Genomic DNA, 26572 nt, shown 5'->3' with positions numbered 1-26572 from the left:
TGCTTCAATCCGTCGTTCACAATCATCACAACTTATGCTCGCTTGTCGATTCACCTTAAATTGCTGATATTTTTTAGTGCCTTCCATTAATTTGAATGGCTTCCGGCAATATCGGCAAGTTGTCTCATAAAAAAACATTTTTGATTCATTCCTTCCGCAAAATCTTTTTTTATTATAACTTAAAATGAAAAAAACCTATTGCGAGAAGTAAAAGATTCTTCGCAATAGGCTTGTTTATGATTTTAAAATTTTAACAGTGACTGTTTTTCTTCCCCAATTTTTAGCTGTTGATTTTTTACTCATAAAGAGATCGATTTTCTTTCCTTTAATGGCACTGCCAATATCACCTGCAACTGCAATTCCATAGCCTTCCACCCAAACTTTAGAGCCAAGTGGAATGATTTTCGGGTCAACTGCAATGACCTTCAAACTAGGGTTTTTACGTAAGTTTAAACCTGTTTTCGTAATTCCTGAACAGCCTTTGCAACTAGCAGTGTAGGCTGTTGCTGACATTTTAATTGTCTTTTTTACATTAGATGGATGTGTAGCAGATTTTTTTGTTGTTGTTTTCTTTACAGCAGGTTTATTTTTAATATGGCTTGGTAATTTAAGGACTTGTTTAATTTTTACTTTTGTTGTCTTTAAATCATTCAATGCCATGAGTTCTTTTACTGATGTATCATATTTCTTCGCAAGCATTGTTAAATTCTCGCCTTTTTTAATTGTATGTGAAGCTGCTTCTGACGTTCCTACAAAAATAAATGTGCTTGCGACCATAACCGCAATAAATGCTACTACTTTCTTGATCATACTTGAATATTTCCCTCCAGAAAAAGTGTCGTGAAAAATCTTTTTGATTCAACATGAACTAGCATAACCTTTCAATATTTCAGTAAGATGACAACTTCATTCCGGCTATATTACAATTCGATAACAAAAAGTCGAATTATGTCGAGAACATATTACAAATATCTGAATTAAATTAATAGTCCAACTAAATATGCCCTATTTTTTTACAATTCACTCATGACTTTTTATCCTTTTTAAACCTATGAGTAAAAAACTATCCTACAGTAACAATTTATGCTAATATATTTTTTGTTTTGATTTAAACAATAGAAAGAGTGAACTGATTGGAAAAAAGCACGAAGGAATTAAGTTTATTTAAGTTAACTTGGCCATTATTTTTAGAATTGTTCCTATTTATGCTGATGGGGTTAGCGGATACATTTATGTTAAGTGCTGTATCGGATGATGCAGTAGCAGGCGTAGGAACGGCCAATCAATATATACAAATAGCAATTTTAATTTTGGGGGTAATCGGTACAGGTGCTTCCATTGTTGTTTCGCAATATTTAGGATCTCGCCTAATTGCAGAAGCATCACAAATCGCAGCATTATCGGTAACACTCAATCTACTCGTCGGGTTAGCTATCAGCGGGTTATTTATTTTGTTTTCCGATTTTTTAATGAAGATGATGAATTTGCAAGGTGCTGTATTGGAAGCAGCGCAAAGCTATTTAGTCATAGTCGGAGGATTTATATTCGTTCAGGCTTTAATTACTTCCATGTCTTCAATTATTCGTGTGCAAGGCTGGACGAAACAAACGATGTATGTGTCGCTTGCAATGAATATTGTGCACGTTGTTTTAAACTATATTTTAATCTTTGGTAAATTCGGAATGCCGGAACTTGGTGTGGAAGGTGCAGCGATATCTTCTGTTATTAGTCGTGTGCTCGCTGCCGCTGTATTTTTCTGGCTTTTATACCAGGCGTTAGAAGTTCGTATCGAATGGGCAGATTATTATAGATTGTCCAAAAACTATATTTCCAAAATATTGAAAATCGGGATTCCATCTGCGCTTGAGCAGGTGCTCTACCAGACAAATCAAATCGTCCTTCTCTATTATGTAACATTTATAGGAGCTGAGGCATTGTCAGCCCGTCAGTATGCTGTGAATATCTCGATGTTTACTTATCTTTTCGCAATGGCTATCGGGATGGCAACAGCTATTTTGGTCGGCCGGTATGTCGGGGCAGGCGAGAAAGAACTTGCCTATAATAAAGTATGGTTTGGTGTGAAATCGGCGTTAATTTTTACATTGTCAATGGTCGTCATCATCATCCTCTTCAGAGAACCGTTCATGGGCCTCTTTACTGATAACGAAGAAATTATTAAAATCGGGGCAAGTGTACTGTTATTAAGTATTTTCCTGGAGACAGGACGTACGATTAACATTACAATCATTAACTCATTGCGTGCTTCTGGGGATGCCGCTTACCCAGTCCGTATTGGATTTGTTTCCATGATTGTCATCGGTTTATCGCTAGGTTATTTATTCGTCTTCGTTCTGGACTTAGGACTTGTCGGTGTATGGCTGGCTATTGCATGTGATGAATGGATCCGTGCAGTGCTCGTTATTTTCCGCTGGCGCAGTCGAAAATGGGAACGCTATGCGATTGTTAGTTCAGATAAATAGGCATGAAAAAAACATCCAGTTCTTCCGAATAAGGAGCTGGATGTTTTTTTGTTGTCGGTAACTATTAGCTTGCACTGCATAATCGAAAAAACGCCTTCCGCAATATTTTGCGAAGGCGTTTCCCATTATTATTTAGATGATTCTTCAGTTGAAGCTTCTTCTGCTACAGCTTCATCAAGCTCTGCATTTTCTTCTGCAAGCAATGCTTCTTCAGCTGCACGACGTTTTGCTTCTTCAGCTGCTTTTTTTGCCGCTTCTTCAAGTGGTTTGTTGACAACACCTAAGCACCAAATAAATTCTTCCCATGCCATGTTCCAACCTTTGAAAACTTCTTCAGAGTCGTCCCATTTCACCGAATAAGCGATCCCATCTTCAGTTTTTACAATAGAAAGTGATAAGTCCGCTCCAGCACGGTCACTTAACAATTTAATTTTTCCCTCTTCATCAAAGCGTTCTTCGATATTATCCTTTTCTGTGAATGAACGGCTTTGCGCAATTTCAAAAAGAACATTACTATGAATTCGGTATTTATTTTTTTGCATTCTTTTCCCAACTTCCATTATTGATTCGTTACTTGTACTATCTTACAACGTTTCAAAAAAATTTTCGCGATTTTTTTCAGTTTAGCACTTTAAATTATTTTATCACAAGTCGGTACAGTTAAACCACTAACTATTGCATAAAACAGAACATATATTCCTTATTTTTTGAAAAAAATATAAAAAACCCGTGAAGTCTTTAAAACTTCACGAGTTTAAAAATTATAAAAGGGCTTAGTAGTAATACGAACCACTATTTCGCTTTTCTGCAATTTCGTAAGCAAGTTCAATAATAGATTTAGCCAGCTGTGCATATGTTACTTCCTTTTTTGGTAAGAACATCGATTGTTCCGCACCTTGTAGTCCTAACACATGGGAAATCGCCACATATCCGATTTTTTCCGGATCGACATCAGCCGCATCTTTAATCGTTAACTGATAAATATCCCGATGCTTTGCTGCTTGTTCAAGTCCAAGTGCACGGATGTACCAAACGGCTAATTGCTCATTTGTCACTTTTTGGTCGATGTTCAATTCATCTTCGAGAGGATTTAAAATACCTAAACGTGTGGCTGTTTCCACTACATTATAGTATGGGTGATCTGGATTGATTTCTTCGAACGATACTGGCGGCTGCTCCTGGCGATATGCATAATAATCCTCATAGAAATAAGTGATCGATTTAATAATAGTTTGCAGCGCCTGACCTTGCGAAATGGCCGTATCCGCATTGAAAGTTTTCGGATCCTTTACTTCAATTGCGCCTGCCTGGATTAAATAGTTCAGTTCCTTTTCAGCAGTCGGATGAGTAACTTTCGCTTTTTCAGTTCGTGCATATGGGCTGACAATCTCGCCACTGTTGGCATCAATCTGGTAGTACTCTTGCCCATTAACTGTTGGCACATAAACAAGCTCATATTTCCCATCTTCATTTTGCAGTCTATGGTAAACAAGCTTAACATCCAGTGCATCAGCAAACAGTTTCTTCGCCTCTTCGCTTGAAACTGATGCAGAAGCATCCGGCCATTCCTCAATATCTAATGGATAGCGGTAGAATGATTTTAATTTCCCTTCATCATCAATTGTCACCGATAGACTGTCACCATTTACAATCAGTCCATTTTTAATTCGAGGGAAATTCACATAGTGCACTTTCGATTCTTTATCATAAACCGGATCTGTATTTGCCTTTGCATATTCATGTACGGATGTAGGAGCAAGTTCCTTCACATACTTTTCCGCTGCTGCTAGGACTTTATCTTTATCCAGTCTCGGTACTGTGTTTTCCGTTTCATCATCTTCAAACGGCATTGGACTATAGAAGTCAGAGTAAGAGATAAGTTCCCCTGTATTTTTATTGAATTCGATCGAAGAACCGAATGAGCCGTTTCGGTAACGGTACGAATAAGAAACACTGATTACGGCTTGGTCGTTCATTTCATGTTCATAAGCATGGTCGATCGTGAATTTAGTTGTGTTTCCCTGGCTTTCTACTAACTGTTTTGCAATATCCTTTGCATCGTCAATTGTAATTGGTGATGGGGCTTTTAATTGCTTAGGAGCAAGCGGTTGTAGAGCTAACTTGTTATTTAAAGAATCCATTTTACCCGTTGTTGTAGCCCATTTATTCGATGTTGCATGCAATCCAACTACATTTGGCGCTGGCAAGTATACAAGTTTTACAGAAGGTTTAGAAGATGTTGACAAATAATCAATCGAATATTGCAATGTTAAATTTAATTGATCCTTCATCTTTTCTAAAGCGTCTTCTTTTGAAACAACATTTGTCGCCTCTTCAAATGACATCCGTTTTTGATCTGGACTTATCTGTGTGAAATACTGGATTTTCCCATCGCCAAGTACACTCACTACAATCGACTGATCCTGGATCGGAATATTTTTTTCAGTTGAGCTGAAGCTGTATGTGTACGTAATCGGTTCCGTAATTAAGCCGCTAAAGTAACTAGGTGTTTCATTAGATAATACGTAATTGGATGATGAAGCAACCTTTTTAACGAAATCCTCCGCAATTTTAAGTCCTTGTTCTTCCGTTATTTTTCCAGGGAATAAAGCATCCTTCAAATTAGCAGGAGTGAAATATAAATGCTCTATTTCAAGGTTGTCCGATCTAAAGGAGACACTGCCGCCTTCCATTTGTTTATTTACTTTTTTCTGGAATGTTAACTCGTAGCGCGTTGTCAAATCATCGGCATAATGATAACTCATCGATGTCATTTGGAAATCACTGTTGGAGTATCCAGCAAACATCTCCGGTAATTTCGTCTTTAAAATTTGAATCAGCTGTTCTTTTGTTACACTTTCATCTGTCATCGCCACATAGATGGGTACCCTTTCTTCTTTCGGGTTAACAGATGCCTCTGCAAGAGCAGGACTGGCAAGCAATCCTAGAGAAACAATCGACATGCCTAAAGCGGTTGTCCATTTTTTCATTTCAATTCCTCCTTTTATGTTCTCCTTATTATACGCCTAATTATTGGCAATAGTTTCAATATATTGTTTATTTAATTAAATTATTCCTTTTTACCCAACAATCGATGGAGAGATTGTGTTCGATTGTGAGTCATGATAGAATCTTTCAGAGGTGAAGTTCGTGAATATTGTAACAGCAGGAATGTTTGTATCATTTTCCGGCATTATAGTCGTTTGTTTAGGTTTGTTTGGCATCCTACCTAACACTAACCAAACATTGAATTATGTATTTATCGGCATCGGATGGATATTTATCCTAATCGGCATCGTCATCCGTATTATCGGTATGAAACTTGAACGGAAAAATAAATAGGAAATCCCGAGTACCACTTTAAGTACTCGGGATTTTTCCATTCACATATTTATTATTTAAATAAGTTCCTCTTCAAGCAAATAATATTTTGCTCCGTAAATATCCACTTCATAGGTAATGATTCCAGCTGTACTTATATGGATGTTCGTAATTTCCCCTACTTTATTGATAATATGGGCTTCATAAAATTTGCGATAATGATAGGTTTCACTATCCAGTTGTTCATCGATTAAGATTACCTTCACAGTATCCATCAATTGAAACTTCGGCTGTTGCTGTTCAAATTCCAGATCAAATAAATTTAGCTGCCGCAAAAAAATTCACCTGCCAACATGTATTCAACAATTACATTCGACAAGTGAATTTAATTTCCTTTATTTAGGTAAACCGTATATATAATTGATGCAAATTAGCTACGTTAATCCTGCATTTTTGGTAATGGCAAAATCGTTTCATTATTTTTCTGCTCTGGCTTTAAATAAATGACAAGCTCTTGCTGGTATGTACCATTTTCCAGTAAATAATGATCCAATGTGTGGCTGTCATACTGATAGCTGCCAAACGGGAACGAAACACTTTCTCCTTTTACAGCAGCGAGCAGTCCCGCAACATCGTTACTGACCATTTGCAATACTTCTTCAGCCGTTTCTGTTAATACAAATACAACATTCATCTTATTACTCTCCTATACCCCTATAAATAGTGTCGCCTGCGCAATGGCAATGTAAAACGCCGGGTCCTGTACCGGTGCTTCATCCCAAACAACTAGCTTAACTGAAAACATATCCGATTGTTCATTATAAACAGCAAGCCACCTTGCGATAACCTCGTCATCTATTATAAAGTTGGACCAGTCTTCCATTTCTTTATCAATTTTCATTTTAAATTTGTCGCTTGAAATAAAAAGTTCAGGAACGCCTATACGCCAGTTTTCATAATTAATGATATATTTTTCGTTTAGAACAAGATCTTTCCCTTCAAACCACACTTTCCCGCGTCTGAAAATCTTTTTCACTTCGAACAATGATTGTCCATCATTACGAAGCACCGCGTATTTCAAAAAATAGCGGTGATCGAAATAGCCGTCCAGCAGTTTTTTCAATCCGTTATCATAAATACGTTGAACCTTCAGGATCTGCTCCCCCGCTTCATTGTAAACTGGCTGCTGTTCCGTGGATTTTATATTCCCTAATACTTCGTACGTATAAGTCTGCATTGATTTCCCCTTAATAAATAATCTTAATTTTATTGAGTATCCGTTGTAAAAAATTTTGCTTTTCATCAAATTTTTCACGTTTAGAAAGTGCCTCATCCGGATGGTCAGTAATGACGCCATTTACATTTTTCTCATAAAATTTCTGCATATCCGACTCATCATTAATCGTCCAGACAAACAACTCCATATCGCGCTCTTCAACCTGCTTCTGAATATTCTTCGTCGCAAAGGACTGCTCTACCGAAATAAAGTCGGCGTTTGATTCAGGTAACTTACCATATGCGATAGAATATACATGACCGGTATGAATCCGGGGTTCCAGTTCTTCCAGCAATTCCATTGTCGGTAAATCAGGTGATTGAACATAATGATAATCCAAGGCATCATATTCATCAAGCTGATCAACAAAGCGCTGTAGAAAGTCTTCTGTTTCAAAACCATGTGTTTTCAGCTCAATAAGCAATTTTATATTTAAATCACGACTCATTTCAAGCACTTCCTCAAATGAAGCGATTGTGTCGCTGAACCCATCCGCCAAAACAGTTGTTGTGACTAATTCATTCAGCGTTAAATCATAGACAATATCATCTTCGCCTGCCAAACGTGATAAAGTTTTATCATGATAAACAACAAACTCCCCATCCTTCGTTTGCTGAATATCGATTTCCACTAAATCCGCTTCTGCTTCTTTTGCCGCTTCAATCGCCTTCACTGTGTTTTCCACACCACCATCCATAAATCCTCGATGGGATACGATGTTTGTTTCCGGCTCGTAAATCGTTTTTTCCAAATTGATCAAATTAAAACCGCTCATAAGGAAAAACGCGAATACGACAATAATAAAGGTCCATTGACGTATTGTTTCTCTAAATGGTTCTTCCTGAACAATTAACGGTTTATGGCGTGTTAACTGAAATGCTACCATTACGAGTAACTGAGTAAAGAAAACTTGCAATATTGTAAAAAACAGAATGATGACGCCCTGTGCAAGTGTCAACGTAAAGCTTGCGGTTACAAGTCCCCAGCTCGGTTTGAAACTTTCAATGATAAATAGCGGTGTCAATATTATGAATAAGGCGAACAATAAAAGCGTTAAATTGACGATAACAATAAGTCCGATCATTCCGACCGTCTCAAGTAGTTTTCTTTTCGAAAACTGCCAGCTCATCTTTAATGCTTTAAATATTGTAACTTCTTGGTAAACCGTAAAAAATGGCCAAGTAAAAATAAAGCGTAAGCCTATAAAACTCAATATAATTATTAGCACAACATATAAAATCGTGCCATTACGAGAGTTTAAAAGTTCATCTATAATAAAGCTTGGTACATTTATATTTTGGATCAATGAAACTGGTAATAATGATGAAATAAGCGGGATTAATAATAGTAGGTATACGACAATCAGTAAGGTCTGCAAACTGATAAAATAAACAACCTTCTGATTTAATCGTTTTAAGAGCTCTTTCCATGTATATGGAATGGCACGCTGCTGATAGTATGCAAGTAGTATTAAAAATCCTAATTCATAATAGATGAATACTATTCCGATAAATAGAATGATCCCTATTCCAAATAAAGCAAACGGATGTGTCAGTAAATAAAGGATACTGTCTTGCGTAATTACCTGCACCCCTGTGATATCCATGACAATCGCTGTTATCAGCCAAATGAGCGGCAATAGAATAAATGCCTGCACAATCCGTAGTATCGCAAACGTCCGTATATAATCGACCCGATAATAATATAGATTTCTGAAAATCAGTTTAATAACTCGTTTAATTCTATCCACAAGACTTCCTCCGACTAGTAAATTCTATCTCTATTTTTGGTTTTTCTTTATATATTCCTTTGTTTGAAGCAATGTAGCTGTAAATACTTCTATTGGCTCCACCCCTCTGATTCCGTAATGGTCTTCAAAAATGAAAAAAGGTACACTCGATATTTGCAGCTGCCGTGCATCATATCGATCCAGCAATAACTCTTCAGTGAATTGTTGTTCGTTTATTATTTTCTGTGCCATGTTCCCGTCAATGCCAATCTGTTCGCAAATGCCTAACAGTGCCTCCGTGTCATTTAAATTAAGACCTTCTGAAAAAAAATATTCCATTACACTATCTACAAACTCCAGTTCTTTTTCATAGAGCTTTGCGAGCTTAGATAAACGATGAGCATTTTTTGTATTGGCCAGCACTACCTTATCCAAGTTGAATTTGACTCCTGCTTCCTGTGCATGCATCTCCAACGCTTCCATAAATTCTTCCGTTTTACGAAGATCATTGTTTTTCTTTTTAAAGATTGTGTCGACATAAGATATCGTTTCCGACTTTGAAGCTGCAGGATTTAGTTCAAATGCCCTGTAAACGACTTCTGTTTCCTCGCCTAAATTTAACTGGTTAATTGCTTGGAATAATTTCGTTTTCGCGATATAACAAAACGGACAAGCGAAATCGGAAAAAATTTCTATTTTCATATTGTCTCCCCCTTATATTTATGTACTTATCCCTCTATTCTATGGCTTTTTTATTACATTACCCAAAATTCCAAAGAAAAAAGCCGAACCCAACATGGATTCGACTAAATATTATCTAAAACGAAGTAATTGTTGCAAAAAACTCTTCATAAAGTCCCTTTAAGATTTGATCTTCAAATTCCGAACGAACACCAAACACAAGGCTAACTTCCGATGAACCTTGATTAATCATTTCAATATTCGCACCTGTTGCAGAAATAGCAGTTGCAGCACGTGCTGCCAGACCAGTATTATGGCGCATGCCTTCTCCTACGATGACAATCATTGAAAAGTTATGGCTGAATTGAACGTCATCTGCACATAATTCTGTCTTTACACGTTTTACGATACGCTCTTCAATTTCAGGTGTCAGCTGGCTTGAACGCATAATTACTGAAATATCGTCTAAACCAGATGGTGTATGCTCATAAGAAATGTTTTCTTCTTCAATAATTTGAAGAAGCTTGCGGCCAAAGCCAACTTCTCGATTCATTAAATATTTTGATACATATAGAATTGAAAAACCACTATCCGCCGAGATCCCTGTAACCGGACGATTTGTTGCCGGACGAGTTGGTAAAATTAACGTCCCGGATGCAGAAGGGTTATTTGTGTTTTTAATATTGACCGGAATACCTTGTTTATAAACCGGCATTAGCGCTTCATCATGGAATACGGAAAAACCGGCATACGATAATTCACGCATTTCGCGATACGTAATTTCTTTAATATCTACTGGATCATTAACGACTTTAGGATTTGCAGCGAACACACAGTCCACATCCGTAAAGTTCTCATAAAGCTTTGCCCCAACGGCAGATGCTAAAATTGAACCTGTAATATCCGATCCACCACGGTCAAATGTACGTAATACGCCTGCTTTTGTATAACCGAAGAATCCAGGGAAAATAATAATCTCCTCTGTATTTTTCAATACACTTAAGTTTACGTATGCTTCTGGAAGTGCATACGTACGTTCCGGGAAGTCATTTAAAATTAACTTATCTTTTGGACTTACATATTTTGCCGGCATGCCAATTGCATTAAAATAACACGCAATCAGTTTTGCGTTGTTATCTTCACCGCTAGCTTTTATATTATCTAAGAATAAGTCTTTGTCTGACCAATTTTCTGTCACACGCCCGCGTATATCCTGTTCAATAATATCTGAAATTGTATTGTCTAAACCAAGATCTTCAGCGATATTTCGGTAACGATTTACTACAGCCTTAATTTTTGATTCAACATCGCCTTTATTAATCACGGTGTTTGCTAAATCTATTAATAAATCCGTCACTTTAATATCATCACTTGAACGCTTACCAGGCGCAGAAACAGCGACAATCTTTCTTTCAGGATTAGACTTCACAATGCTTGCTACTTTTTTGATTTGTTCTGCACTCGCGACAGATGTGCCGCCAAATTTACATACTATCATCTCATCATATCCTTACTCTCAAAATTGATATTTGTACTCACCGAAAAAACATTTGACTTTACACAGTGTACAAATTTATCCTATTTCAGTCAAGACTATTCAGTAAATTCATTAATCTATTTAGTCAAAATACGAATAATTCGTCATTTTGTCAATATATTATATGAGATTTTTATAAAAAATGATATTTATTTGTTCAATTTTATAGCATTTTTACAATAAAAAAATAATTGTACCGTGTTAGGCAAATGAAGTGACAAAATAGTTAAACAACCTTCCCGACAATCCATTGTAATGAATAAATGTTTGTTCCCCCATTCGGCTGTAAATTAATCTATAATTATTACAATAGGAGTTGTAATTATTATTAGTAGGAGAAGGATATATGAAAATAGTAATTGCAGAAAAACCAGATCAGGCAGCAAAGTTGGCTGCCCCATTTTCATTCACTAAAAAGGCTGGTTATTTTGAAGTTAAGCCAAACACATACTTTCCGGAAGGAGCTCTTATTACATGGGCAATCGGTCACCTTTGTGAATTGAAAGCCCCGGAAGAATACAACGCTTCATGGAAGAAATGGACGTTGGAAACATTGCCGATCATTCCAGATCGTTTTGAATATAAAGTAACAAAAACAAAATATAAGCAGTTCAATATTATAAAAACACTCGTGAAAAGGCCGGATATTCGGGAAGTTATAATTGGCGGGGATGCTGGGCGCGAAGGCGAACTCATTATACGTACTATTTTAAAAGTTTGCGGTGTGAATAAACCGATGAAACGATTATGGATATCTTCCTTAACTGAAAATGCGGTGAAAAACGGATTTGCAAACTTATTGCCGGAAGAAAAAACGAGGAATATTTATTTTGAAGCATTAAGCCGCTCTTGTGCAGATTGGCTAATCGGAATTAATACATCCAGATTGTACACGGTGCTCCTTAAACGTAATGGGGTAAAAGATGTTTTCTCCATTGGGAGAGTACAAACACCGACATTAGCGCTCATCGTAAAACGGGAGCATGAAATTGCGAACTTTAAACCTGAACCATTTTGGGAAGTGGAAGCAGAATTTAATTTTAACGGCAAAATATTAAAAGCAAAATGGCATAAAAACAACGTAACAAGGCTTCTCGAGGAACGCCAGGCAATTGCTGCAGCCAATTTTTGCATCAATAAAAATGTGGAAATTACAAATATCAAAAAAGAAAAGAAGGAATATGCACCGCCCCTTTTGTTCAATTTGTCTGCACTACAGGCAACAGCCAACAAAGCTTTTAAATTTTCACCGCAAATGACGCTCGATATTTTGCAGAAGCTTTATTTGAAAGGTGTCGTTTCCTACCCAAGATCGGATTCACAATTTTTGACGAACGAGGAAGCGAAAACTTTACCGGCGATTCTTGGACAGTTAAGCAAGTTGGAGCAATATAAAAATCTGTTACCGCCGCCTTCAACTTCACTTATGAACAACAGAAGATTTGTAAATGAAAAAAAGGTAACCGACCACCATGCCATTATTATTACTGAGCAAGTACCGAATATGTCAAAGCTCAGTGCCGAGGAAGCAAAAATTTATGATTTAGTAGCAAGGCAAGTTATTGCGGCCCATTATAATAATGCCGTATTCTCCTATACAACAATTCACTCGCTTGTCGATAAACGCGCGGAATTCATTTCCAAAGGGAAAGTGCTGCTGGAGGAAGGTTGGCGCAAAGTGATACATCATTCAAAAGATAGTGCTGACAAAGATGAACTGCTCCCCCTTCTTCAGGAAAATGAGCAAGGGACCGTTGTAAAAACGAATGTGAAGAAAGGTGAAACCCAGCCGCCTAACCGCTATTCGGAAGGTAATTTAATTACAGTCATGAAAACTGCAGGCAAACATTTGGAAGATGCGGAACTGGAAAAGGTTTTATCGAAAACAGAAGGATTAGGTACGGAAGCTACACGCGCCGGAATTATCGGGACATTGAAAGACCGGAATTATATCGAAGTGAGGAAAAACCAAGTGTTTGCAACGACGAAAGGAATGCTGCTCATTGAGGCACTAGGTGAAAGCATTTTAACGTCCGCATCAATGACAGCTAAATGGGAGCAACGCCTTTCTGAAATTGGTGAAGGGAACGCTTCTCCACAAGTATTTATGGAACAGGTAAAAAAACTGGCAGATAAATTGATAGTAGATGCCGGCGAGCGGGAAAAAGAATGGGCATTCAATCAAAACGATGTGGAGAAAATCACCGAAAACAATCCCTATACTAAAAAGTATAAGAAAGAAAAAACAGTTGTCGGGAAATGCATTCTTTGTGATGGTTCCATCGTCGATCACGGTACTTTTTACGGCTGTTCGAATTATAAAAAAGCCAGCTGTAAATTTTCGGTTTCCAAAAAAATACTCGGAAAAACAATTACGCAAACGAATCTGAAGAAATTATTAGCAGACGGTGAAACAGACTTAATTAAAGGATTTAAAAAAGGCGGTAAGGTGTTCAACGCCCACCTCATTTGGGATGAGAAGGAGCGAAAGACAAGCTTCAAGTTTACAAATACAAAGTAATCAACTCCATTTAAAAGATAACACCCCGAAAGTTAGCATCGAACATTTAACTTTCGGGGTGGTTTTACTTTTCTCTTCTTAAAACTCATCATTCTTTAATCATAATTTAACTTGTTATCATTTCTGTATTTTAACCATGCATCTATTTCTGTTTTAATGAATCTTTTCTGATTATCGAGCAAAAGGTACGGGATAAACTGATAAGTGTCATAGCTGCTCAATCCCTCCCTTTGCCAATCATCATGCGAAATAATAATTTCAATTGATTGTTCGCTTATTTGAAAATATTCAGCAAGCTGGGTTATTGTCATTAAATCAGGTATTGAACTGATGGCACTTTCTGAACCTTCACCGATATTAGTTGTGTTCGAAGCTGTATTACTTACTATAAAAGCAGCTATTATGATGGATAAACCCAACAGTACTATCCCAATTAAATATGTTGATTGTCTCAAATCAGTGCCTCCTACTTAAATACAATGTTAAAACGCTATTTCTCTACTTGATAAGGCATTTATTATAACAATCATTTTAAAGGTAATTGGATTGTTTCCGATTGAGTATCCCACTTTATAGTCGCTTTAAGCTCTGATCCTTCTGTTGCATTCGAACAGCCATAAGGCAGAAAAAACATGCCATTTTCATCTAAAGAAATGGAGGCCCCTTCTATCTTATCAACATTAAACTCCAACTGCTCTGGCATCGGATCGTTACCTAGGTATTTTATATAGCCTTTAGTAGAATTGCAGCCACTATCATCTGTCACTGTATATTGGACTCTCCAATTTTCACTTTCACCAAAAAACACATAGTCTTTTTGTATGCAGGCAGATAAAAGAGCAACACTAAACAAAATTAATATTCCAATTTTCGAACTAACGAGTTTCAATACAGCACCTCCACAATGAGATTTCAGTATGGCTTACTCCTTGATGAAACCAATTACCTGATCTATGTATTTCTCTAAAGGTTCTTTAGTATCTACAACGATATATGAACCTTCTTTTGGTTTCTTACTATTTTCAATGGTAAATTTAAATATTTCTTCAGAGCTGGCCGCTTCAATTTGACTAACCATTCTATTTCGGCTTTTTAATCTATTATTAATTTCCTGAAAATCATTCAGATAACACTCTACATACTTGTACGTGGCATTATACTTTTTTGACAACCATATGCCTCGATCCACCATTTCCTGATAAAGGCAAGGACTGTCTAAAACGACATTTTGTCCTTGTGATAAATGAAATTCCACTAAAGACCAATCCATATTATAAGCAACCTTACCAACAAGTTTTTTCTCTATTGATATTTCCTCAAATGACGTTAATAACGAAGATTTTACAATGTCATGATCTATTATAACTGCCCCTGTTCTCTTGGCAATTTGTCGAGAAAGCGTCGACTTGCCGGATCCCGGGAATCCGGACATTTGTACGAAAAACATGTTTAACAACTCACTTTTCCGAAATTTTATTGACTGGTCTACATTAAACTATTACGTCCCCAAATATTGTGCTGGGAGTTCCCTCTCAATTATATCCTTTTCCAAAAACACACTGTACGCCTTAGCATCAGGTCTGGAACTTACAATTTTATGAATTTCCTTCCCTTTATAATGAATCGCAACACCATCATCAACAGCAATTCCTGATTGTATTTTATTGGACTCAATCAGTTTATGATATGCAGGCCTTCTTTCCGTTTCTCCATCGTAATGCGGGCAATTACTCCCATCTAACAATCCCAAACAGGTTATTGGTTCAAGTCCATCCCCAAAGGAGTCTGTCACTCCCTGTTCAAACCAACAGATTGCCCCTGCACTTAACCCGGCTAAAATAACCCCCTCCTCCCAAGTTTTTCTTAAAATACTGTCTAATTCCCAATCCTTCCACAAAGCTAAAAGGTTTTTCGTGTTCCCCCCACCAACATATAAAATGTCTTTCTCTAGAATAAATTTTTCCAAATCCCGAGATGGCGGGTTAAATAGAGATAAGTGTGATGGGTCGCAATTTTGTTTATTAAAAAAATTATAGAACCTGGATATATATTGTTCAGAATCTCCGCTAGCTGTAGGAAGAAAACAGATTTTCGGCTTTTCCGTTCCCGCCTGTTTTAAAATATAACGATCCAATAACGGATTATCAGGTTCCATTGAAAAGCCCCCGCCGCCCATCGCAATTATTTGTCTCATTTTCATTTGTGTACTCCTTTCAGTTTATGAAGAGTATTTATTATTGCCAGCAAGTTTTCTATTTATTTATTAATATTCTATAAAGTTTGCGATAATCCTTGGATTAACTGTCAGATTTACTTATATTCATATTAGACTGATCGTAATTGCTTCCGCGAGCTGCATGTTAACACTATCCCTCTTTCGAGATAATTATTATCCCAATGTAGAAAATATTAACATTCCAATGTTATACTAATGATACAAAAAGGGGGATTTATTTCATGGAGAAAAGAAAGCGGACGATATTATGGATCATACCAATCGGGGTAATTGGTGTATTTTTTTACTTTTTCGGTCCACAAAAAGCCGTAACAGATAATGACTACATTACATATGTTCATGCTACACCCGTCATGGAAAATAGCGATATTACAATAGAAGAAGCCCTCAAAAACTATTGTGAAGAAAGCCGCTGGGAATATTTCCAAACAAAAATGATGGAGCATGTTGTGGAATTTAAAGGTAAATGTAAAATCGATAACAAAGTACAGCCTGTTAATTTACAGTATGTTGTCGAAAAAGAACAAACAGATTACCGTATTGGGGCAATGCTTGTTAATGGCGAACAGCAATCCGAAGAGCAGCGAACAGAGTTTTTGAATACAATTCAATAAGATATTACAAAGTGGAAACTTAATAAGCTTCCACTTTTTTTATCCCAAAAAATCTATATTAACAAACCCCTTAACTTAGTCAGTAATCGTTGATGTCTTTTCTTTATTGTTTCATAACTCAGCTTATACTTGTCAGCAATCTCCTTTAACGAAAGCTCTTTTTCATACAAACCGATTAACAGAAATTGCTCATCTTTATTTAATTCCTCAAACCATTCCGGCCATTCCAAACTTGATGTAACCATATTGTGTTGCTGCGAATTAACGATAATTACGTCTTCTTCCACCGCTAGTTCATGCTCCGTGACGTGATTCGCTTTGGATAGTGCTCGAATGATAGCATATTTTACAGTCATGTAAGCAAACATCGTAAAATCCCCTTTAGTATCATCGAATTTCTGCAATGCCTGCCATAAAGCTATCCTCCCTACTTGCATGTATTCATCCAAATCTCGATAAATTTTCAGTTTATAGATGACTTTTTTTATTAATGTTTCATTGTCAAAAATAATCTGTTCTACATCCTGCATTTTTCCAAATCCTTTAAGCTGTGCACAACTGATTATTCCTAGGTACTACAAATTTAAAAAATAGCTGAGAAAGAAACAAAGTACGGATTTATCATGAAAAATCACATTTACATAGAAAATAGTCGTAAAATTCACACTTTTATAAGGGTAAATAGGTCCAAAAAGAAGTTTTTCGCATAGTTTTCAAATAAATCAGACTTAACGATATTGACAAAAAACGTGCTATCATGCATGCTATTAGAAAATATAAAGGCATATTGAAGACGAGTACGTAGCAATTGGCTATACAAGAGAGCACATTCCACAGGCTGAAAGAATGGCATAGCAAAACCTGCCGAACCTACTTCAACAGCTCCTACAAAAATAGGCGCAGACTCAGCGTTATGAGATGAAGTGGAATGCAAGTATTGGCATTCAATTTAGGTGGTACCACGGAAACAGCACATTTCGTCCTAATCGATAGGATTGAATTGTGCTTTTTTATGTATTTAAGTCGATCAATAGTTTATATACATTCCTTACTGATTGGGAAAACAAAAGTTAAAACCGTCAATATCCTGTAACAGCACTTGTATGAGCAACATTGTATAGCGGGATTATTCAATATTTTTATCGAGGAGGATTTTGGGTGGAAAGAAAACGTGTTGTAGTAAAAATCGGAAGCAGTTCATTAACCAATAATAAAGGGGAGCTTGATCATGAAAAATTTCATGATCATGTTGCTGCCATTGCTACATTGAAACAAGCAGGTCATGAAGTTATTTTAGTCTCTTCAGGCGCAGTAGCAGCAGGTTTCAAAAAGCTTGGCTACCCTTCTCGACCAATTACGCTAAAAGGAAAACAAGCGGCCGCTGCAGTTGGTCAAAGCATATTAATACAAGCGTATGCAGATGAATTTGCCACATATAATGAGACGTCCGCCCAAATATTACTGACTCGCTCTGATTTTAACGATAAGCAACGTTACAGAAATGCTTATGAAACATTAACAGAGTTATTGGAGCGTTCAATCATCCCGATAATAAATGAAAATGATACTGTATCTGTTGCTGAATTGACTTTTGGCGATAATGATATGCTCTCAGCTTTAGTAAGTGGTCTTGTTCATGCAGATCAGCTGATTATATTAACGGATGTCAACGGGCTTTATACGGCAAACCCATTAACAAACGCAAATGCCATTCGAATTGATCACATAGAAAAAATTACAGAAGAAATGCTTCTATTTGCGACAGGATCAGGTTCAAAAGTCGGTACAGGCGGCATGCAGTCAAAGCTGGCTGCAGCCAATTATGCGATTAATACAGGTGTTGAAGTTTTTATCGGCACAGGGTCCGGCCATACAAAACTAACTGAAATCCTTGAAAACAATGGTGACGGTACGTATTTTGAACGCAATGAAAAGTATGTTCCTACAAATAAACAGTGGGTCCAGCTCTCAAAATCTTCCGGAAAGATTTTTATTGATGAGGGTGCGGTCCAAGCATTGCAGTATGGAGGAAAAAGTTTACTGCCAGCCGGTGTGTATGCCTATGAAGGACAATTTGAAAAAGGCGATGTTGTAGAAGTTTTTGACCGACATACATGTATCGGTCGCGGAGAAATTCTTTATTCTTCAGCTGAATTGGAGCAAGCGATGGGTAAACGGACGACAGAGCTCATGCATTACCCGATTGAAGTTATTCACCGTAATCAATGGGTCAAAATTTAAGGAGGTTATAGTATGACAAAAACAATTGCAAATGAAGTAGTTGAAAAAGGCAAGCGTGCAAAAAAGGCAAGCTATTTAACGAATATCAAATCGACAGAAGAAAAAAATGAAGCATTAAGAAGTATTGCCCACCAACTCCTTGCCGATATGGACATATTACTGACGGAGAACAATAAAGATATTACTGATGGAAAAACAAACGCACTCGATCAAGCGACACTGGACCGCATTTTACTGAATGAAAACCGCATCCAAGCGATGAGCGATGCCATCATGCAGCTAATCGAATTAGAGGATCCTGTCGGTGAAGTAGTCGAAAAAATTCCGAAAGAAAATGGCCTTCAAATTACTAAAAAGCGTGTACCATTAGGAGTAATTGGCATGATCTATGAAGCACGCCCGAATGTTACGATTGATGCAGCAACACTTTCAATTAAAACCGGTAATTCGGTACTTTTACGTGGCAGCTCATCTGCAAAATACTCAAATATTGCACTCGTTGCATCGATTCACCGTGCCTTAGAAGCTGTCGACTACCCGAAAGATTCCGTTTTGCTTATCGAAGATACAAGCCGTGAAACAGCGAAATCTTTATTTACGTTGACGGAATACTTGGATGTGCTAATTCCGCGCGGAGGGAAAAAACTGATTGATTTAGTCGTACGTGAATCGACGGTTCCTGTACTTGAAACCGGTGCCGGGAATTGCCATATTTATTTGGACGAATTCGCTAATTTTGAGATGGCAAAATCCATTGTAAAAAATGCGAAAACACAGCGTTTATCCGTATGCAATGCTGCGGAAAGTTTATTAATTCATCAGGAATTTTTCCAAAGTCATGGTGCAGAATTTTTGCATTACTTACAGAATGAACTTGAAATAAAAATCTATGGAGACGAAAATGTGTGTGCTGTATTGCCAGAAGCAATTGAGGCAACAGAAGAGCATTACGCTGAAGAATTTTTGGCTCTGACATTAAGCATAAAAGTTGTTGAAGATGTATTGGAAGCGGTGCATCACATTAATCAGTTCGGGACCAATCATTCGGAAGCTATAATTACCGACAATGTGCAAAACGCTGAAATCTTTTTAAATTCGGTTGATGCGGCAGCTGTGTATCATAATGCATCGACACGCTTTACGGATGGCTTTGAATTCGGATATGGTGCTGAAATCGGTATTTCAACTCAAAAGCTTCATGCTCGCGGACCGATGGGTTTACCAGCATTAACATCAACGAAATACTATATTCACGGCAACGGTCAAATTCGTGAATAGTACCCACCTTCTCTAAAGTGAAATGAATCGGGCTTTTACGGATAGTTAATCTCCCGCCTATCCTATGCGCCCTGCTACAGTCTGAATGCGGGAGTTTTGCCTCTGCCGATTTGCATTCAAGGCAGATAAATTACTACCCGTTACTGCGGGATAAAGAAAGCAGGTTCACCAAATGAATGCACGCTCAATGCTTAAACTTACTCTTTCCATGGCTATTTTCGGCTCTATCGGTTTCTTTACAACACAAACCGGCTTGCCTGCAGTAGAGCTCGTTTTTGTTCGCTGTATTTGTGCGACACTCTTTTTAGGCGGATTATGGTTTATTACAGGCGGTCACAAAACTGAAGTTTGGAATAAAAGCGAAGTGATGAAAACAGTTGTATGCGGTGTATTTCTTGTATTGAACTGGGTGTTTTTATTTAAAGCGTTCGAAGTTATGTCGATTTCAATCGCCATTTCAATTTACAATTTGGCCCCGATTTTTGTCTTAATATTAGGTTCGGTTTTCTTGGCTGAAAAAATGGGGATACGCGCAATTTGTGCAACCGTTATTTGCTTTTTCGGTAGTATTCTCATTATCGGAATTGAAAGCTTTACAAGCGTCTCCCAATTTATGAATTCAGGTTTTATATGGGCATTACTTTCGGCCATTTGCTATGCACTGACAATGTTCACGAGTAAAACGATTCACGGTATGTCATCCTATGTATTAACATATATCCAAACGATTACCGGGATAATAATGTTGCTCCCATTTTGCGATTTTGCAGCATTTGAAGGTTTAACGAATACAAACTGGCTATACATACTTGGTACAGGCTTAATTCATACCGGATTTGTCTACTATTTATTTTTTGACAGTGTCCGAGATCTTCCTACTGTCATCGTTTCGGTACTCGTATTTGTAGATCCTGTAGTAGCGATATTATTGGATGCTGTATTGCTTTCATTCCGACCAAGTTTATTCCAAATGCTCGGAATTGTCCTGATTTTCGGAAGTATTTTGTACACCATTTTCGCTCCTGAGCAAACCGTGAAGAAGCTAAAAACAAGTAGTTCACAATAAACCGAAATAAACTCTAAATAGGTGCGATATGAATCCGCACTATTTAGAGTTTATTTTTTCTATTTAAACTGAGCCAGCTGTTTTGGTATCAGTATTTTATCTGCGAACCATATTTGCTGAAGTTTTGTTTTATCGCCCATATAGATGACGACAATTTCAATCTTTTTCAGCTTTTTGTAATGTGTAACAGCTGATATCCAATCTTCTTCATTAGGAAAATCGTCAAATAGTAATTCATTGCAGATTAAATAGATTTTACCGCTATTGCTATGAGATAATTCTAACTTTAACATCGTAAAGGCATAATTGATAACGCCTTTATAATTAATCGGTTCCGTTTTGAGTCCGAATGATTTATCGAGCTCGAAGTAATGATTAAAATCTATCGTCTCTTTATGGGAAATCATTTCCTGATCGATTGCTTTTATGAATGATAAAAAAACAAAATTGTGTTCATGTTTTTGTGAAAATTCAGAAACGGCCAATGCCAATCCATTTTGTAAAGTAAGGCTACGTTTCATCGATATATCTTTTTGAACACAAAATACATATGTACTGTTCGGATCGAGTCCAACTTTTAAAAATTGTTCTGTCTGAAATTTGGATTTCCAAAACAAAACTTCGGAAAAGTGCCTCGATTCAATATAACTCATAAATTTCCTTAAATTATCATTGCTGATTGTTTCCCATATGTTGTCACCGAAAAGCAGCTCTACCGCTTTCGTTTCTTCCAGGACTTCTTCGAGAATCCTGTCATAAATGGAATTGAATTTAAATAAATTCATATACCAATAGCTTTGAATTTTTAAATGGATTTCATGATAAATATCCCTAGTATCTTGACTATCAGCAAATTCCTTTTCATATTCATTTTTTAATTTTTCGATCTTCAAAACTTTACGCATATCATAAAAATAATCTTTTTTAATTTTTTTCCATATGTATAGTGCTACAAAAAATTTTTTTACAGAGGAATTCGTTAAGTACTCAAAGTGCAATTTTTCTAAATTTCGAGCTGAGAAAAATTCCAACAGGAAAATTCGCCATTCTTTCAGCCTAATATCTTCTTCTACAATTTCGCTTTCGTACTTTTCCCCAATTTCAAAAAGTGACCAAATATCATGAAAAAATAAATAAAAATCATCACTTTTTAATAGTATGGAGTCATTACAATGTTCGGAGTAAAGTAAATCTAACAGTGCCTCTTTACGCTCATCACTTAATGAGCTGGGATTTTTCAACAATAGCTCCTCCATTATGGACCCACCTTTCTTTAGTATATTCCTAATATATACCATTTCATCGAATTATACCATTCGATAAAAAAATAATGTAATAATGTGTAATATTGTTTAACTAAAATAAAAAACTGCTAACGATTATTTTCGTTAGCAGCATAAAATTTAAGCTTTACGGCTTTCTGTCATTTGTTTCCACACAGAACCTTTTGCCTCTTCCCCGCCTTCAATACGGGCAAGTGCCATTTTTGCCTGCAGCTTTACTTCGAATTCTTTATCTTCACTCGCTGTTTTTAATGCGTCAATTGCCTGCTCCGTACCCACTTCATACAAGTACATTGCCGCACGCCAGCGGACAAGTTTATTTTTGTCACCTAATGCAGCGATCATCGCAGGCTCAAATTCAGGTAACCCTAAATCACTCATACAGTCGCCCGCTGTACGGCGAACCGCTGCACTTTTATCATTCAATGCCTTCGTTAAAGCCGGTACAACCGCAACATCTTCAATCATTCCTAAATAAACGGTTGCTAGGCGACGGATGGACATTTGCTCGTCTTCCAGCGCTTTTTCGAACAATGGAATATCCTTCACTTCCGGATCCGGTAATTGATCTAGCAACTGGAAGCGTTGTTGCCAATCATCAACTTGCTCATATTGCTCTAACGTCACTTCTTTACGCTCTTGAGCTGCTGTGACAACTTGCTCATTTGCCGACTGAACAATTGTTTCAACACGGTCTTGAGGATATAATGCATCCACCTCTTTTAGCACTTCTTGTACAACTTGTTCTTTATCGCCATAGCGAACACCGAAATCGACCCATTTTCGTTCAAAAATATAGTTTTCATCAGTTACACTGAATTGCAGACGTTTAAAAGCTGTCGTGAAACGGTCTCCTGCGCTTATTCGCACTTCCCCTTCACCGTCAAATGCTTTGATCTGCAATGGTATCGCTTTGTACATTTGAACATGAACATTTACTTCCCCATAATGTTCGTTCATCTCGTATTCCGTGCTTTCAGTCGCCTCTCCGCCAATTGCGCGGCGAATATCCGCTAAAATATTCTCCCATGCAAATTTTGCGTTTCGTTCAATAGCCAGGAAATTCGATACATGATAAATGCCCTTTACCCCTTCTACCGCAAAGATGGCCTGCAGTTCCGGTGAAGCTTCACCAATATTGTCTTTCGTATAATTAAAACTTTTACCAAATGGTAAATCCTGATCGATAATTACTTTCATTGAATTTGGACTTGGTGTTGGTTCAATTGATAAAATTTTCATTGTTATGCTCCTATCCGTTTGCAATTTCGTCTAAATAGCTCCAGCGCTCGATTAATTGTTCATATTCCTGGTTTAGCTTTTCTAAATCGGATGTTAGTTGCTGAAGTTTTGTAAAGTCCGAACCGGCTGAAGAAATTTCGTCTTCTGCCGTCATAATTTTTTCTTCAACTTGAGCAATTGTGTCAGCAATAGTTTCCCATTCTTTCTGCTCTTTAAATGATAGTTTTTTCTTTTCTGATTTTTGCTTTTCAACTTTTGGCTTTTCCTGCTTCATTTCTTTCGCTTCCTGCTGCAGTTCCGACTCGCGTTTTGCTAAATAATCAGTATAGATATCCAAGCTTTCCGAAACGCCGCCTTTTCCATCCAATATCCATAGCTTTTTCGCAATACGATCCAGGAAGAAACGATCGTGACTGATTGTAATGACAACACCAGGGAAGTTTTCGATAAAATCTTCAAGAACGCCTAATGTTTCGATATCCAAATCATTCGTCGGCTCATCTAAAAGCAAAACGTTTGGCTGTTCCATTAATAGTCGAAGCAAGTGAAGTCTTTTGCGTTCCCCGCCTGATAACTTGCTGATCGGTGTACCGTGTGTATTAAGCGGGAATAAAAAACGTTCGAGCATTTGTGATGCAGAGTAACGAACCCCATCAGAATCGGTAATATCATTTGAAGCTTCACGAATATAATCGATCATTCGTGCATTTTCATTCATTGCTGGCAGTGCCTGCTTGAAATGAAGACGTTTTACTGTTGAGCCGACAATTACCTCGCCTTTATCCGGTTCAATTTCACCTGCGAGCATGTTAAGGAGTGTTGATTTTCCATACCCATTTGCTCCGATTATGCCAATACGGTCCCCGTGCTGCAGTAAAAATTCAAAATCCCGAATAATGATCCGGTCTCCGTATGCTTTGGAAATTCCATCTGATTCCAACACTTTTTTTCCTAAACGTGTTGTTGCCAGACCCAGTTCAAGATCAGACTGATCATTCGAACGATCGATAGACTCATCCAATGTTTCGAAACGCTGAATACGTGCCTTTTGTTTTGTAGTTCGCGCTTTTGCCCCGCGACGAATCCATTTTAGTTCTGAACGATAACGATTTCGTAATTTGGCCTGTGATGCTGCATTCATTTCTTCACGAATTGCCCGTGCTTCAAGAAAATCACCATAAGATCCTGTATGGCGGTACAACGTCTTATCTGCCAATTCATATATATGTGTCGCGGTTTCATCAAGGAAATAACGATCATGGGTAATAAAGATAACCGCCCCTTTTAGGCGTGACACCATTTCCTGCAGCCATTCTGTCGATGTAACATCCAAATGGTTCGTTGGCTCGTCCAGTAAATACAGATCTGCCGGTTCGATTAATACTTTTGCCAATGCAACACGTTTTTGCTGTCCACCCGAAAGACTTGTTACTTGCTGGTCAAACATATCGATCCCAAGCTTCGTTAACGCTTGCTTTGCCAATGCATTGACATCCCAGGCGTTTTCCGTATCCATTTGCTGCTGTAAACGAAATAGTTCGTTTTGCAGCTTTTCAGATTGCGGATTTTGAGATAATGCTGCTACCGCCTCTTCATAGGCACGGTTTAACTGTAATATCGGTGAATCTCCGCTAAATACCGCTTGTAAAACTGTTAAATCTTGCGGAAATTGCGGGTCTTGTTCCAAATAGGCAATGCGGTATTTATTCGGATGGTCAAATTCCACTGTATCCGCATCTTGTTTTTTTGCGATAATCGATAATAAAGTTGATTTTCCTGTTCCGTTTATCCCGATTAAGCCTGCACGTTCACCTTCATAAATGGTAAATTCAATATTTTGAAATAGCGTTTTATCGCCTACTGTTTTTGTTAAATCTGATACGATTAAATGACTCATGAAATCCCGTCTCTTTCTTTTTTTAACTGCTCTAAAAATTGTACCATAAAGGCATGACGTTCTTCAGCCATTTCGCGTCCTTTTGCGGTTACCATTAAATCTTTCAATAATAAAAGCTTCTCATAAAAATGAGTAACAGACGCTGTGGATTGACTACGATATTGTTCTTTCGTCATATTTACACGCACTTCTTCTGCATCATCATACAACTTACGCCCTTTCGCACCACCGTATGCAAACGTACGTGCAATCCCTACCGCACCAATTGCATCCAAACGGTCTGCATCCCGAACGATTTTTGATTCTACTGTTGTAATATCCCGTTCATTGCCCCCATTAAATGAAACCTCTGCAATGACTGTTCGGATATGCTGTTTTTCCTCTTCCGTTAAATCAAGTTCATCCAATATCCGTTGTTCCTGCTGTTTATCCGCAGCATATTTTTCATCACTGACATCATGCAGCAACACAGCTAAACTTACGATTTTTTCATCTGCTAAAGGCTCGGACTTAAGTATTGTCATAGCGTTTTGATAGACACGCTCAATATGTTGAAAATCATGGCTTGCATCCATCGTTTCATAAATTTCTTTTACTAATTGTTCACATCGTACGATTATTTCGGACATGTTACATTCACCATTTTCTTTTTAGAGTTTACATAATTATATTACCACGAGAAGTAGGATGACTTCAGTTATTTGACATGTTTATTGCTAAAAAATTCCGTCTTCCCTACTCTTGCCCTAACCCCCTCCCTAGCAACTTTTACACGAAAAATCAAGTATCCTTCATTATGCGGAGATAATTTTTGTCTAAAATGTGAACTAAATGCTTGTATTTTACAAATTTACATCATATAATAGCAATAAGAAAACATAAAACAGAAAAAAGGAGTGTTAATTATGCAAAGAATGATGCAAGCTGTAGCACCAAATATGAACGATAGCCAACGTAAAGGTCTAATTGTTATTTCACCAATTTTAATTGGATCGGTTGCATACGGACTAAGTGCAACTTTTATGATTGCGACTAACCTTCTACAAATCATGTTTTAATGAACGAACGTAAATTTCAACAAATTTTCCAATGCAAATAAAAGAAACGTATTCGAATGAATTATCAAACGAATACGTTTCTTTTACTTTTACTAATCGCTCCGGCGTTTTT

General features: G+C 37.3%; 26 protein-coding genes. 8 read left to right on the top strand and 18 right to left on the bottom strand.

Annotated features, from left to right (window positions below):
* Positions 1 to 234: 234 nt before the first annotated feature.
* On the bottom strand, positions 235 to 810 hold the full coding sequence (locus B5473_RS13815) for a 3D domain-containing protein (RefSeq protein WP_079526120.1): 576 nt from the start codon (positions 808 to 810) through the stop codon (positions 235 to 237).
* A 323-nt stretch (positions 811 to 1133) separates the two neighbouring features.
* On the opposite strand from B5473_RS13815, the gene B5473_RS13810 reads away from it, so the two are divergent.
* Positions 1134 to 2480, top strand: coding sequence for an MATE family efflux transporter (locus tag B5473_RS13810; RefSeq protein WP_079526118.1), 1347 nt, complete (start codon positions 1134 to 1136; stop codon positions 2478 to 2480).
* A gap of 128 nt (positions 2481 to 2608) precedes the next feature.
* Here the strand turns inward: B5473_RS13810 and B5473_RS13805 are convergent, their stop codons facing one another.
* A complete protein-coding gene (locus B5473_RS13805) occupies positions 2609 to 3022 on the bottom strand; it encodes a homoserine dehydrogenase (RefSeq protein ID WP_079526116.1) in 414 nt (137 codons plus the stop codon).
* A 231-nt stretch (positions 3023 to 3253) separates the two neighbouring features.
* Positions 3254 to 5470: a YcdB/YcdC domain-containing protein gene (locus tag B5473_RS13800; protein ID WP_079526114.1), complete on the bottom strand. Its 2217-nt coding sequence runs from the start codon at positions 5468 to 5470 to the stop codon at positions 3254 to 3256.
* Between the two features lie 160 nt (positions 5471 to 5630).
* Between B5473_RS13800 and B5473_RS13795 the strand changes: the two genes are divergently transcribed.
* Positions 5631 to 5822, top strand: coding sequence for a hypothetical protein (locus B5473_RS13795; protein ID WP_079526112.1), 192 nt, complete (start codon positions 5631 to 5633; stop codon positions 5820 to 5822).
* Between the two features lie 56 nt (positions 5823 to 5878).
* Here B5473_RS13795 and B5473_RS13790 read toward each other — a convergent pair whose 3' ends face one another.
* The 6 genes from B5473_RS13790 to B5473_RS13765 all read right to left on the bottom strand — a co-directional run bounded on the left by B5473_RS13790 (position 5879) and on the right by B5473_RS13765 (position 10985).
* Positions 5879 to 6136, bottom strand: a complete 258-nt coding sequence (locus B5473_RS13790; RefSeq protein ID WP_079526110.1) for a hypothetical protein — start codon at positions 6134 to 6136, stop codon at positions 5879 to 5881.
* Between the two features lie 104 nt (positions 6137 to 6240).
* On the bottom strand, positions 6241 to 6495 hold the full coding sequence (locus B5473_RS13785; RefSeq protein ID WP_079526108.1) for a thymidylate synthase: 255 nt from the start codon (positions 6493 to 6495) through the stop codon (positions 6241 to 6243).
* Positions 6496 to 6507: 12 nt separating this feature from the next.
* Positions 6508 to 7038, bottom strand: coding sequence for a tubby C-terminal domain-like protein (locus B5473_RS13780; RefSeq protein WP_079526105.1), 531 nt, complete (start codon positions 7036 to 7038; stop codon positions 6508 to 6510).
* Positions 7039 to 7048: 10 nt separating this feature from the next.
* Positions 7049 to 8827, bottom strand: coding sequence for a glycerophosphoryl diester phosphodiesterase membrane domain-containing protein (locus B5473_RS13775; protein WP_079526104.1), 1779 nt, complete (start codon positions 8825 to 8827; stop codon positions 7049 to 7051).
* A gap of 30 nt (positions 8828 to 8857) precedes the next feature.
* Positions 8858 to 9508 carry a DsbA family oxidoreductase gene (locus B5473_RS13770; protein ID WP_079526102.1) on the bottom strand — a complete coding sequence of 217 codons (651 nt, stop codon included), beginning with the start codon at positions 9506 to 9508 and terminating at the stop codon, positions 8858 to 8860.
* 115 nt (positions 9509 to 9623) lie between these two features.
* Positions 9624 to 10985, bottom strand: a complete 1362-nt coding sequence (locus B5473_RS13765) for an aspartate kinase (RefSeq protein WP_079526100.1) — start codon at positions 10983 to 10985, stop codon at positions 9624 to 9626.
* Positions 10986 to 11370: 385 nt separating this feature from the next.
* Between B5473_RS13765 and B5473_RS13760 the strand changes: the two genes are divergently transcribed.
* The gene (locus B5473_RS13760) at positions 11371 to 13545 is read left to right on the top strand and encodes a DNA topoisomerase III (protein ID WP_079526097.1); all 2175 of its coding nucleotides are present in this window, start codon (positions 11371 to 11373) and stop codon (positions 13543 to 13545) included.
* Positions 13546 to 13640: 95 nt separating this feature from the next.
* Here B5473_RS13760 and B5473_RS13755 read toward each other — a convergent pair whose 3' ends face one another.
* The 4 genes from B5473_RS13755 to B5473_RS13740 all read right to left on the bottom strand — a co-directional run bounded on the left by B5473_RS13755 (position 13641) and on the right by B5473_RS13740 (position 15739).
* On the bottom strand, positions 13641 to 14000 hold the full coding sequence (locus B5473_RS13755; protein WP_079526095.1) for a Clp protease ClpB: 360 nt from the start codon (positions 13998 to 14000) through the stop codon (positions 13641 to 13643).
* Between the two features lie 71 nt (positions 14001 to 14071).
* Positions 14072 to 14434 carry a hypothetical protein gene (locus tag B5473_RS13750; protein WP_079526092.1) on the bottom strand — a complete coding sequence of 121 codons (363 nt, stop codon included), beginning with the start codon at positions 14432 to 14434 and terminating at the stop codon, positions 14072 to 14074.
* A gap of 33 nt (positions 14435 to 14467) precedes the next feature.
* Positions 14468 to 14992 carry an AAA family ATPase gene (locus B5473_RS13745; RefSeq protein ID WP_079526089.1) on the bottom strand — a complete coding sequence of 175 codons (525 nt, stop codon included), beginning with the start codon at positions 14990 to 14992 and terminating at the stop codon, positions 14468 to 14470.
* Positions 14993 to 15043: 51 nt separating this feature from the next.
* Entirely contained in the window at positions 15044 to 15739 is a 696-nt protein-coding gene (locus tag B5473_RS13740; RefSeq protein ID WP_079528720.1) for a Type 1 glutamine amidotransferase-like domain-containing protein, read from the bottom strand.
* A gap of 263 nt (positions 15740 to 16002) precedes the next feature.
* On the opposite strand from B5473_RS13740, the gene B5473_RS13735 reads away from it, so the two are divergent.
* Complete coding sequence (locus B5473_RS13735; protein WP_079526087.1) at positions 16003 to 16395, top strand: glucosamine 6-phosphate synthetase; 393 nt, start codon at positions 16003 to 16005, stop codon at positions 16393 to 16395.
* 53 nt (positions 16396 to 16448) lie between these two features.
* Here B5473_RS13735 and B5473_RS13730 read toward each other — a convergent pair whose 3' ends face one another.
* Positions 16449 to 16925, bottom strand: coding sequence for a sigma-70 family RNA polymerase sigma factor (locus B5473_RS13730; protein WP_079526085.1), 477 nt, complete (start codon positions 16923 to 16925; stop codon positions 16449 to 16451).
* Between the two features lie 628 nt (positions 16926 to 17553).
* Between B5473_RS13730 and proB the strand changes: the two genes are divergently transcribed.
* The 3 genes from proB (at position 17554) to B5473_RS13715 (ending at position 20980) form a co-directional block, all read left to right on the top strand.
* Positions 17554 to 18636, top strand: coding sequence for a glutamate 5-kinase (gene proB, locus B5473_RS13725; RefSeq protein ID WP_079526083.1), 1083 nt, complete (start codon positions 17554 to 17556; stop codon positions 18634 to 18636).
* 12 nt (positions 18637 to 18648) lie between these two features.
* Complete coding sequence (locus tag B5473_RS13720; RefSeq protein WP_176142077.1) at positions 18649 to 19914, top strand: glutamate-5-semialdehyde dehydrogenase; 1266 nt, start codon at positions 18649 to 18651, stop codon at positions 19912 to 19914.
* A gap of 172 nt (positions 19915 to 20086) precedes the next feature.
* Entirely contained in the window at positions 20087 to 20980 is an 894-nt protein-coding gene (locus B5473_RS13715) for a DMT family transporter (RefSeq protein WP_079526081.1), read from the top strand.
* 59 nt (positions 20981 to 21039) lie between these two features.
* On the opposite strand, the gene B5473_RS13710 is transcribed toward B5473_RS13715, so the two are convergent.
* From B5473_RS13710 to B5473_RS13695, 4 genes are all read right to left on the bottom strand, one after another.
* Entirely contained in the window at positions 21040 to 22236 is a 1197-nt protein-coding gene (locus B5473_RS13710) for an aldehyde dehydrogenase (protein ID WP_079526078.1), read from the bottom strand.
* Positions 22237 to 22383: 147 nt separating this feature from the next.
* Positions 22384 to 23505, bottom strand: a complete 1122-nt coding sequence (locus B5473_RS13705; protein ID WP_079526076.1) for a virulence factor — start codon at positions 23503 to 23505, stop codon at positions 22384 to 22386.
* A 10-nt stretch (positions 23506 to 23515) separates the two neighbouring features.
* Complete coding sequence (locus tag B5473_RS13700; RefSeq protein ID WP_079526074.1) at positions 23516 to 25402, bottom strand: ABC-F family ATP-binding cassette domain-containing protein; 1887 nt, start codon at positions 25400 to 25402, stop codon at positions 23516 to 23518.
* Complete coding sequence (locus tag B5473_RS13695) at positions 25399 to 26031, bottom strand: HD domain-containing protein (RefSeq protein ID WP_079526072.1); 633 nt, start codon at positions 26029 to 26031, stop codon at positions 25399 to 25401. The genes B5473_RS13700 and B5473_RS13695 overlap by 4 nt, the downstream gene beginning before the upstream one ends.
* Positions 26032 to 26307: 276 nt before the next feature.
* Between B5473_RS13695 and B5473_RS20695 the strand changes: the two genes are divergently transcribed.
* Positions 26308 to 26460 carry a hypothetical protein gene (locus B5473_RS20695; protein ID WP_176142076.1) on the top strand — a complete coding sequence of 51 codons (153 nt, stop codon included), beginning with the start codon at positions 26308 to 26310 and terminating at the stop codon, positions 26458 to 26460.
* The last annotated feature ends 112 nt before the right edge of the window (positions 26461 to 26572 follow it).

Origin of the sequence: Solibacillus isronensis, assembly GCF_900168685.1 — a bacterium.
In the GTDB taxonomy this organism is placed as follows: domain Bacteria; phylum Bacillota; class Bacilli; order Bacillales_A; family Planococcaceae; genus Solibacillus; species Solibacillus isronensis_A.
This window is presented reverse-complemented; position numbering and strand designations above follow the sequence as displayed.

What these genes read in the sequence shown, in the direction of transcription:
- B5473_RS13745 (WP_079526089.1), bottom strand. Translation starts at nt 14,992, where the DNA reads ATGTTTTTCGTACAAATGTCCGGATTCCCGGGATCCGGCAAGTCGACG.
- B5473_RS13765 (WP_079526100.1), bottom strand. Translation starts at nt 10,985, where the DNA reads ATGATAGTATGTAAATTTGGCGGCACATCTGTCGCGAGTGCAGAACAA.
- B5473_RS13800 (WP_079526114.1), bottom strand. Translation starts at nt 5,470, where the DNA reads ATGAAAAAATGGACAACCGCTTTAGGCATGTCGATTGTTTCTCTAGGA.
- B5473_RS13700 (WP_079526074.1), bottom strand. Translation starts at nt 25,402, where the DNA reads ATGAGTCATTTAATCGTATCAGATTTAACAAAAACAGTAGGCGATAAA.
- B5473_RS13710 (WP_079526078.1), bottom strand. Translation starts at nt 22,236, where the DNA reads ATGGAGGAGCTATTGTTGAAAAATCCCAGCTCATTAAGTGATGAGCGT.
- B5473_RS13720 (WP_176142077.1), top strand. Translation starts at nt 18,649, where the DNA reads ATGACAAAAACAATTGCAAATGAAGTAGTTGAAAAAGGCAAGCGTGCA.
- B5473_RS13770 (WP_079526102.1), bottom strand. Translation starts at nt 9,508, where the DNA reads ATGAAAATAGAAATTTTTTCCGATTTCGCTTGTCCGTTTTGTTATATC.
- B5473_RS13780 (WP_079526105.1), bottom strand. Translation starts at nt 7,038, where the DNA reads ATGCAGACTTATACGTACGAAGTATTAGGGAATATAAAATCCACGGAA.
- B5473_RS13715 (WP_079526081.1), top strand. Translation starts at nt 20,087, where the DNA reads ATGAATGCACGCTCAATGCTTAAACTTACTCTTTCCATGGCTATTTTC.
- B5473_RS13695 (WP_079526072.1), bottom strand. Translation starts at nt 26,031, where the DNA reads ATGTCCGAAATAATCGTACGATGTGAACAATTAGTAAAAGAAATTTAT.
- B5473_RS13740 (WP_079528720.1), bottom strand. Translation starts at nt 15,739, where the DNA reads ATGAGACAAATAATTGCGATGGGCGGCGGGGGCTTTTCAATGGAACCT.
- B5473_RS13785 (WP_079526108.1), bottom strand. Translation starts at nt 6,495, where the DNA reads ATGAATGTTGTATTTGTATTAACAGAAACGGCTGAAGAAGTATTGCAA.
- B5473_RS13805 (WP_079526116.1), bottom strand. Translation starts at nt 3,022, where the DNA reads ATGCAAAAAAATAAATACCGAATTCATAGTAATGTTCTTTTTGAAATT.
- B5473_RS13705 (WP_079526076.1), bottom strand. Translation starts at nt 23,505, where the DNA reads ATGAAAATTTTATCAATTGAACCAACACCAAGTCCAAATTCAATGAAA.
- B5473_RS13815 (WP_079526120.1), bottom strand. Translation starts at nt 810, where the DNA reads ATGATCAAGAAAGTAGTAGCATTTATTGCGGTTATGGTCGCAAGCACA.
- B5473_RS20695 (WP_176142076.1), top strand. Translation starts at nt 26,308, where the DNA reads ATGCAAAGAATGATGCAAGCTGTAGCACCAAATATGAACGATAGCCAA.
- B5473_RS13760 (WP_079526097.1), top strand. Translation starts at nt 11,371, where the DNA reads ATGAAAATAGTAATTGCAGAAAAACCAGATCAGGCAGCAAAGTTGGCT.
- B5473_RS13735 (WP_079526087.1), top strand. Translation starts at nt 16,003, where the DNA reads ATGGAGAAAAGAAAGCGGACGATATTATGGATCATACCAATCGGGGTA.
- B5473_RS13730 (WP_079526085.1), bottom strand. Translation starts at nt 16,925, where the DNA reads ATGCAGGATGTAGAACAGATTATTTTTGACAATGAAACATTAATAAAA.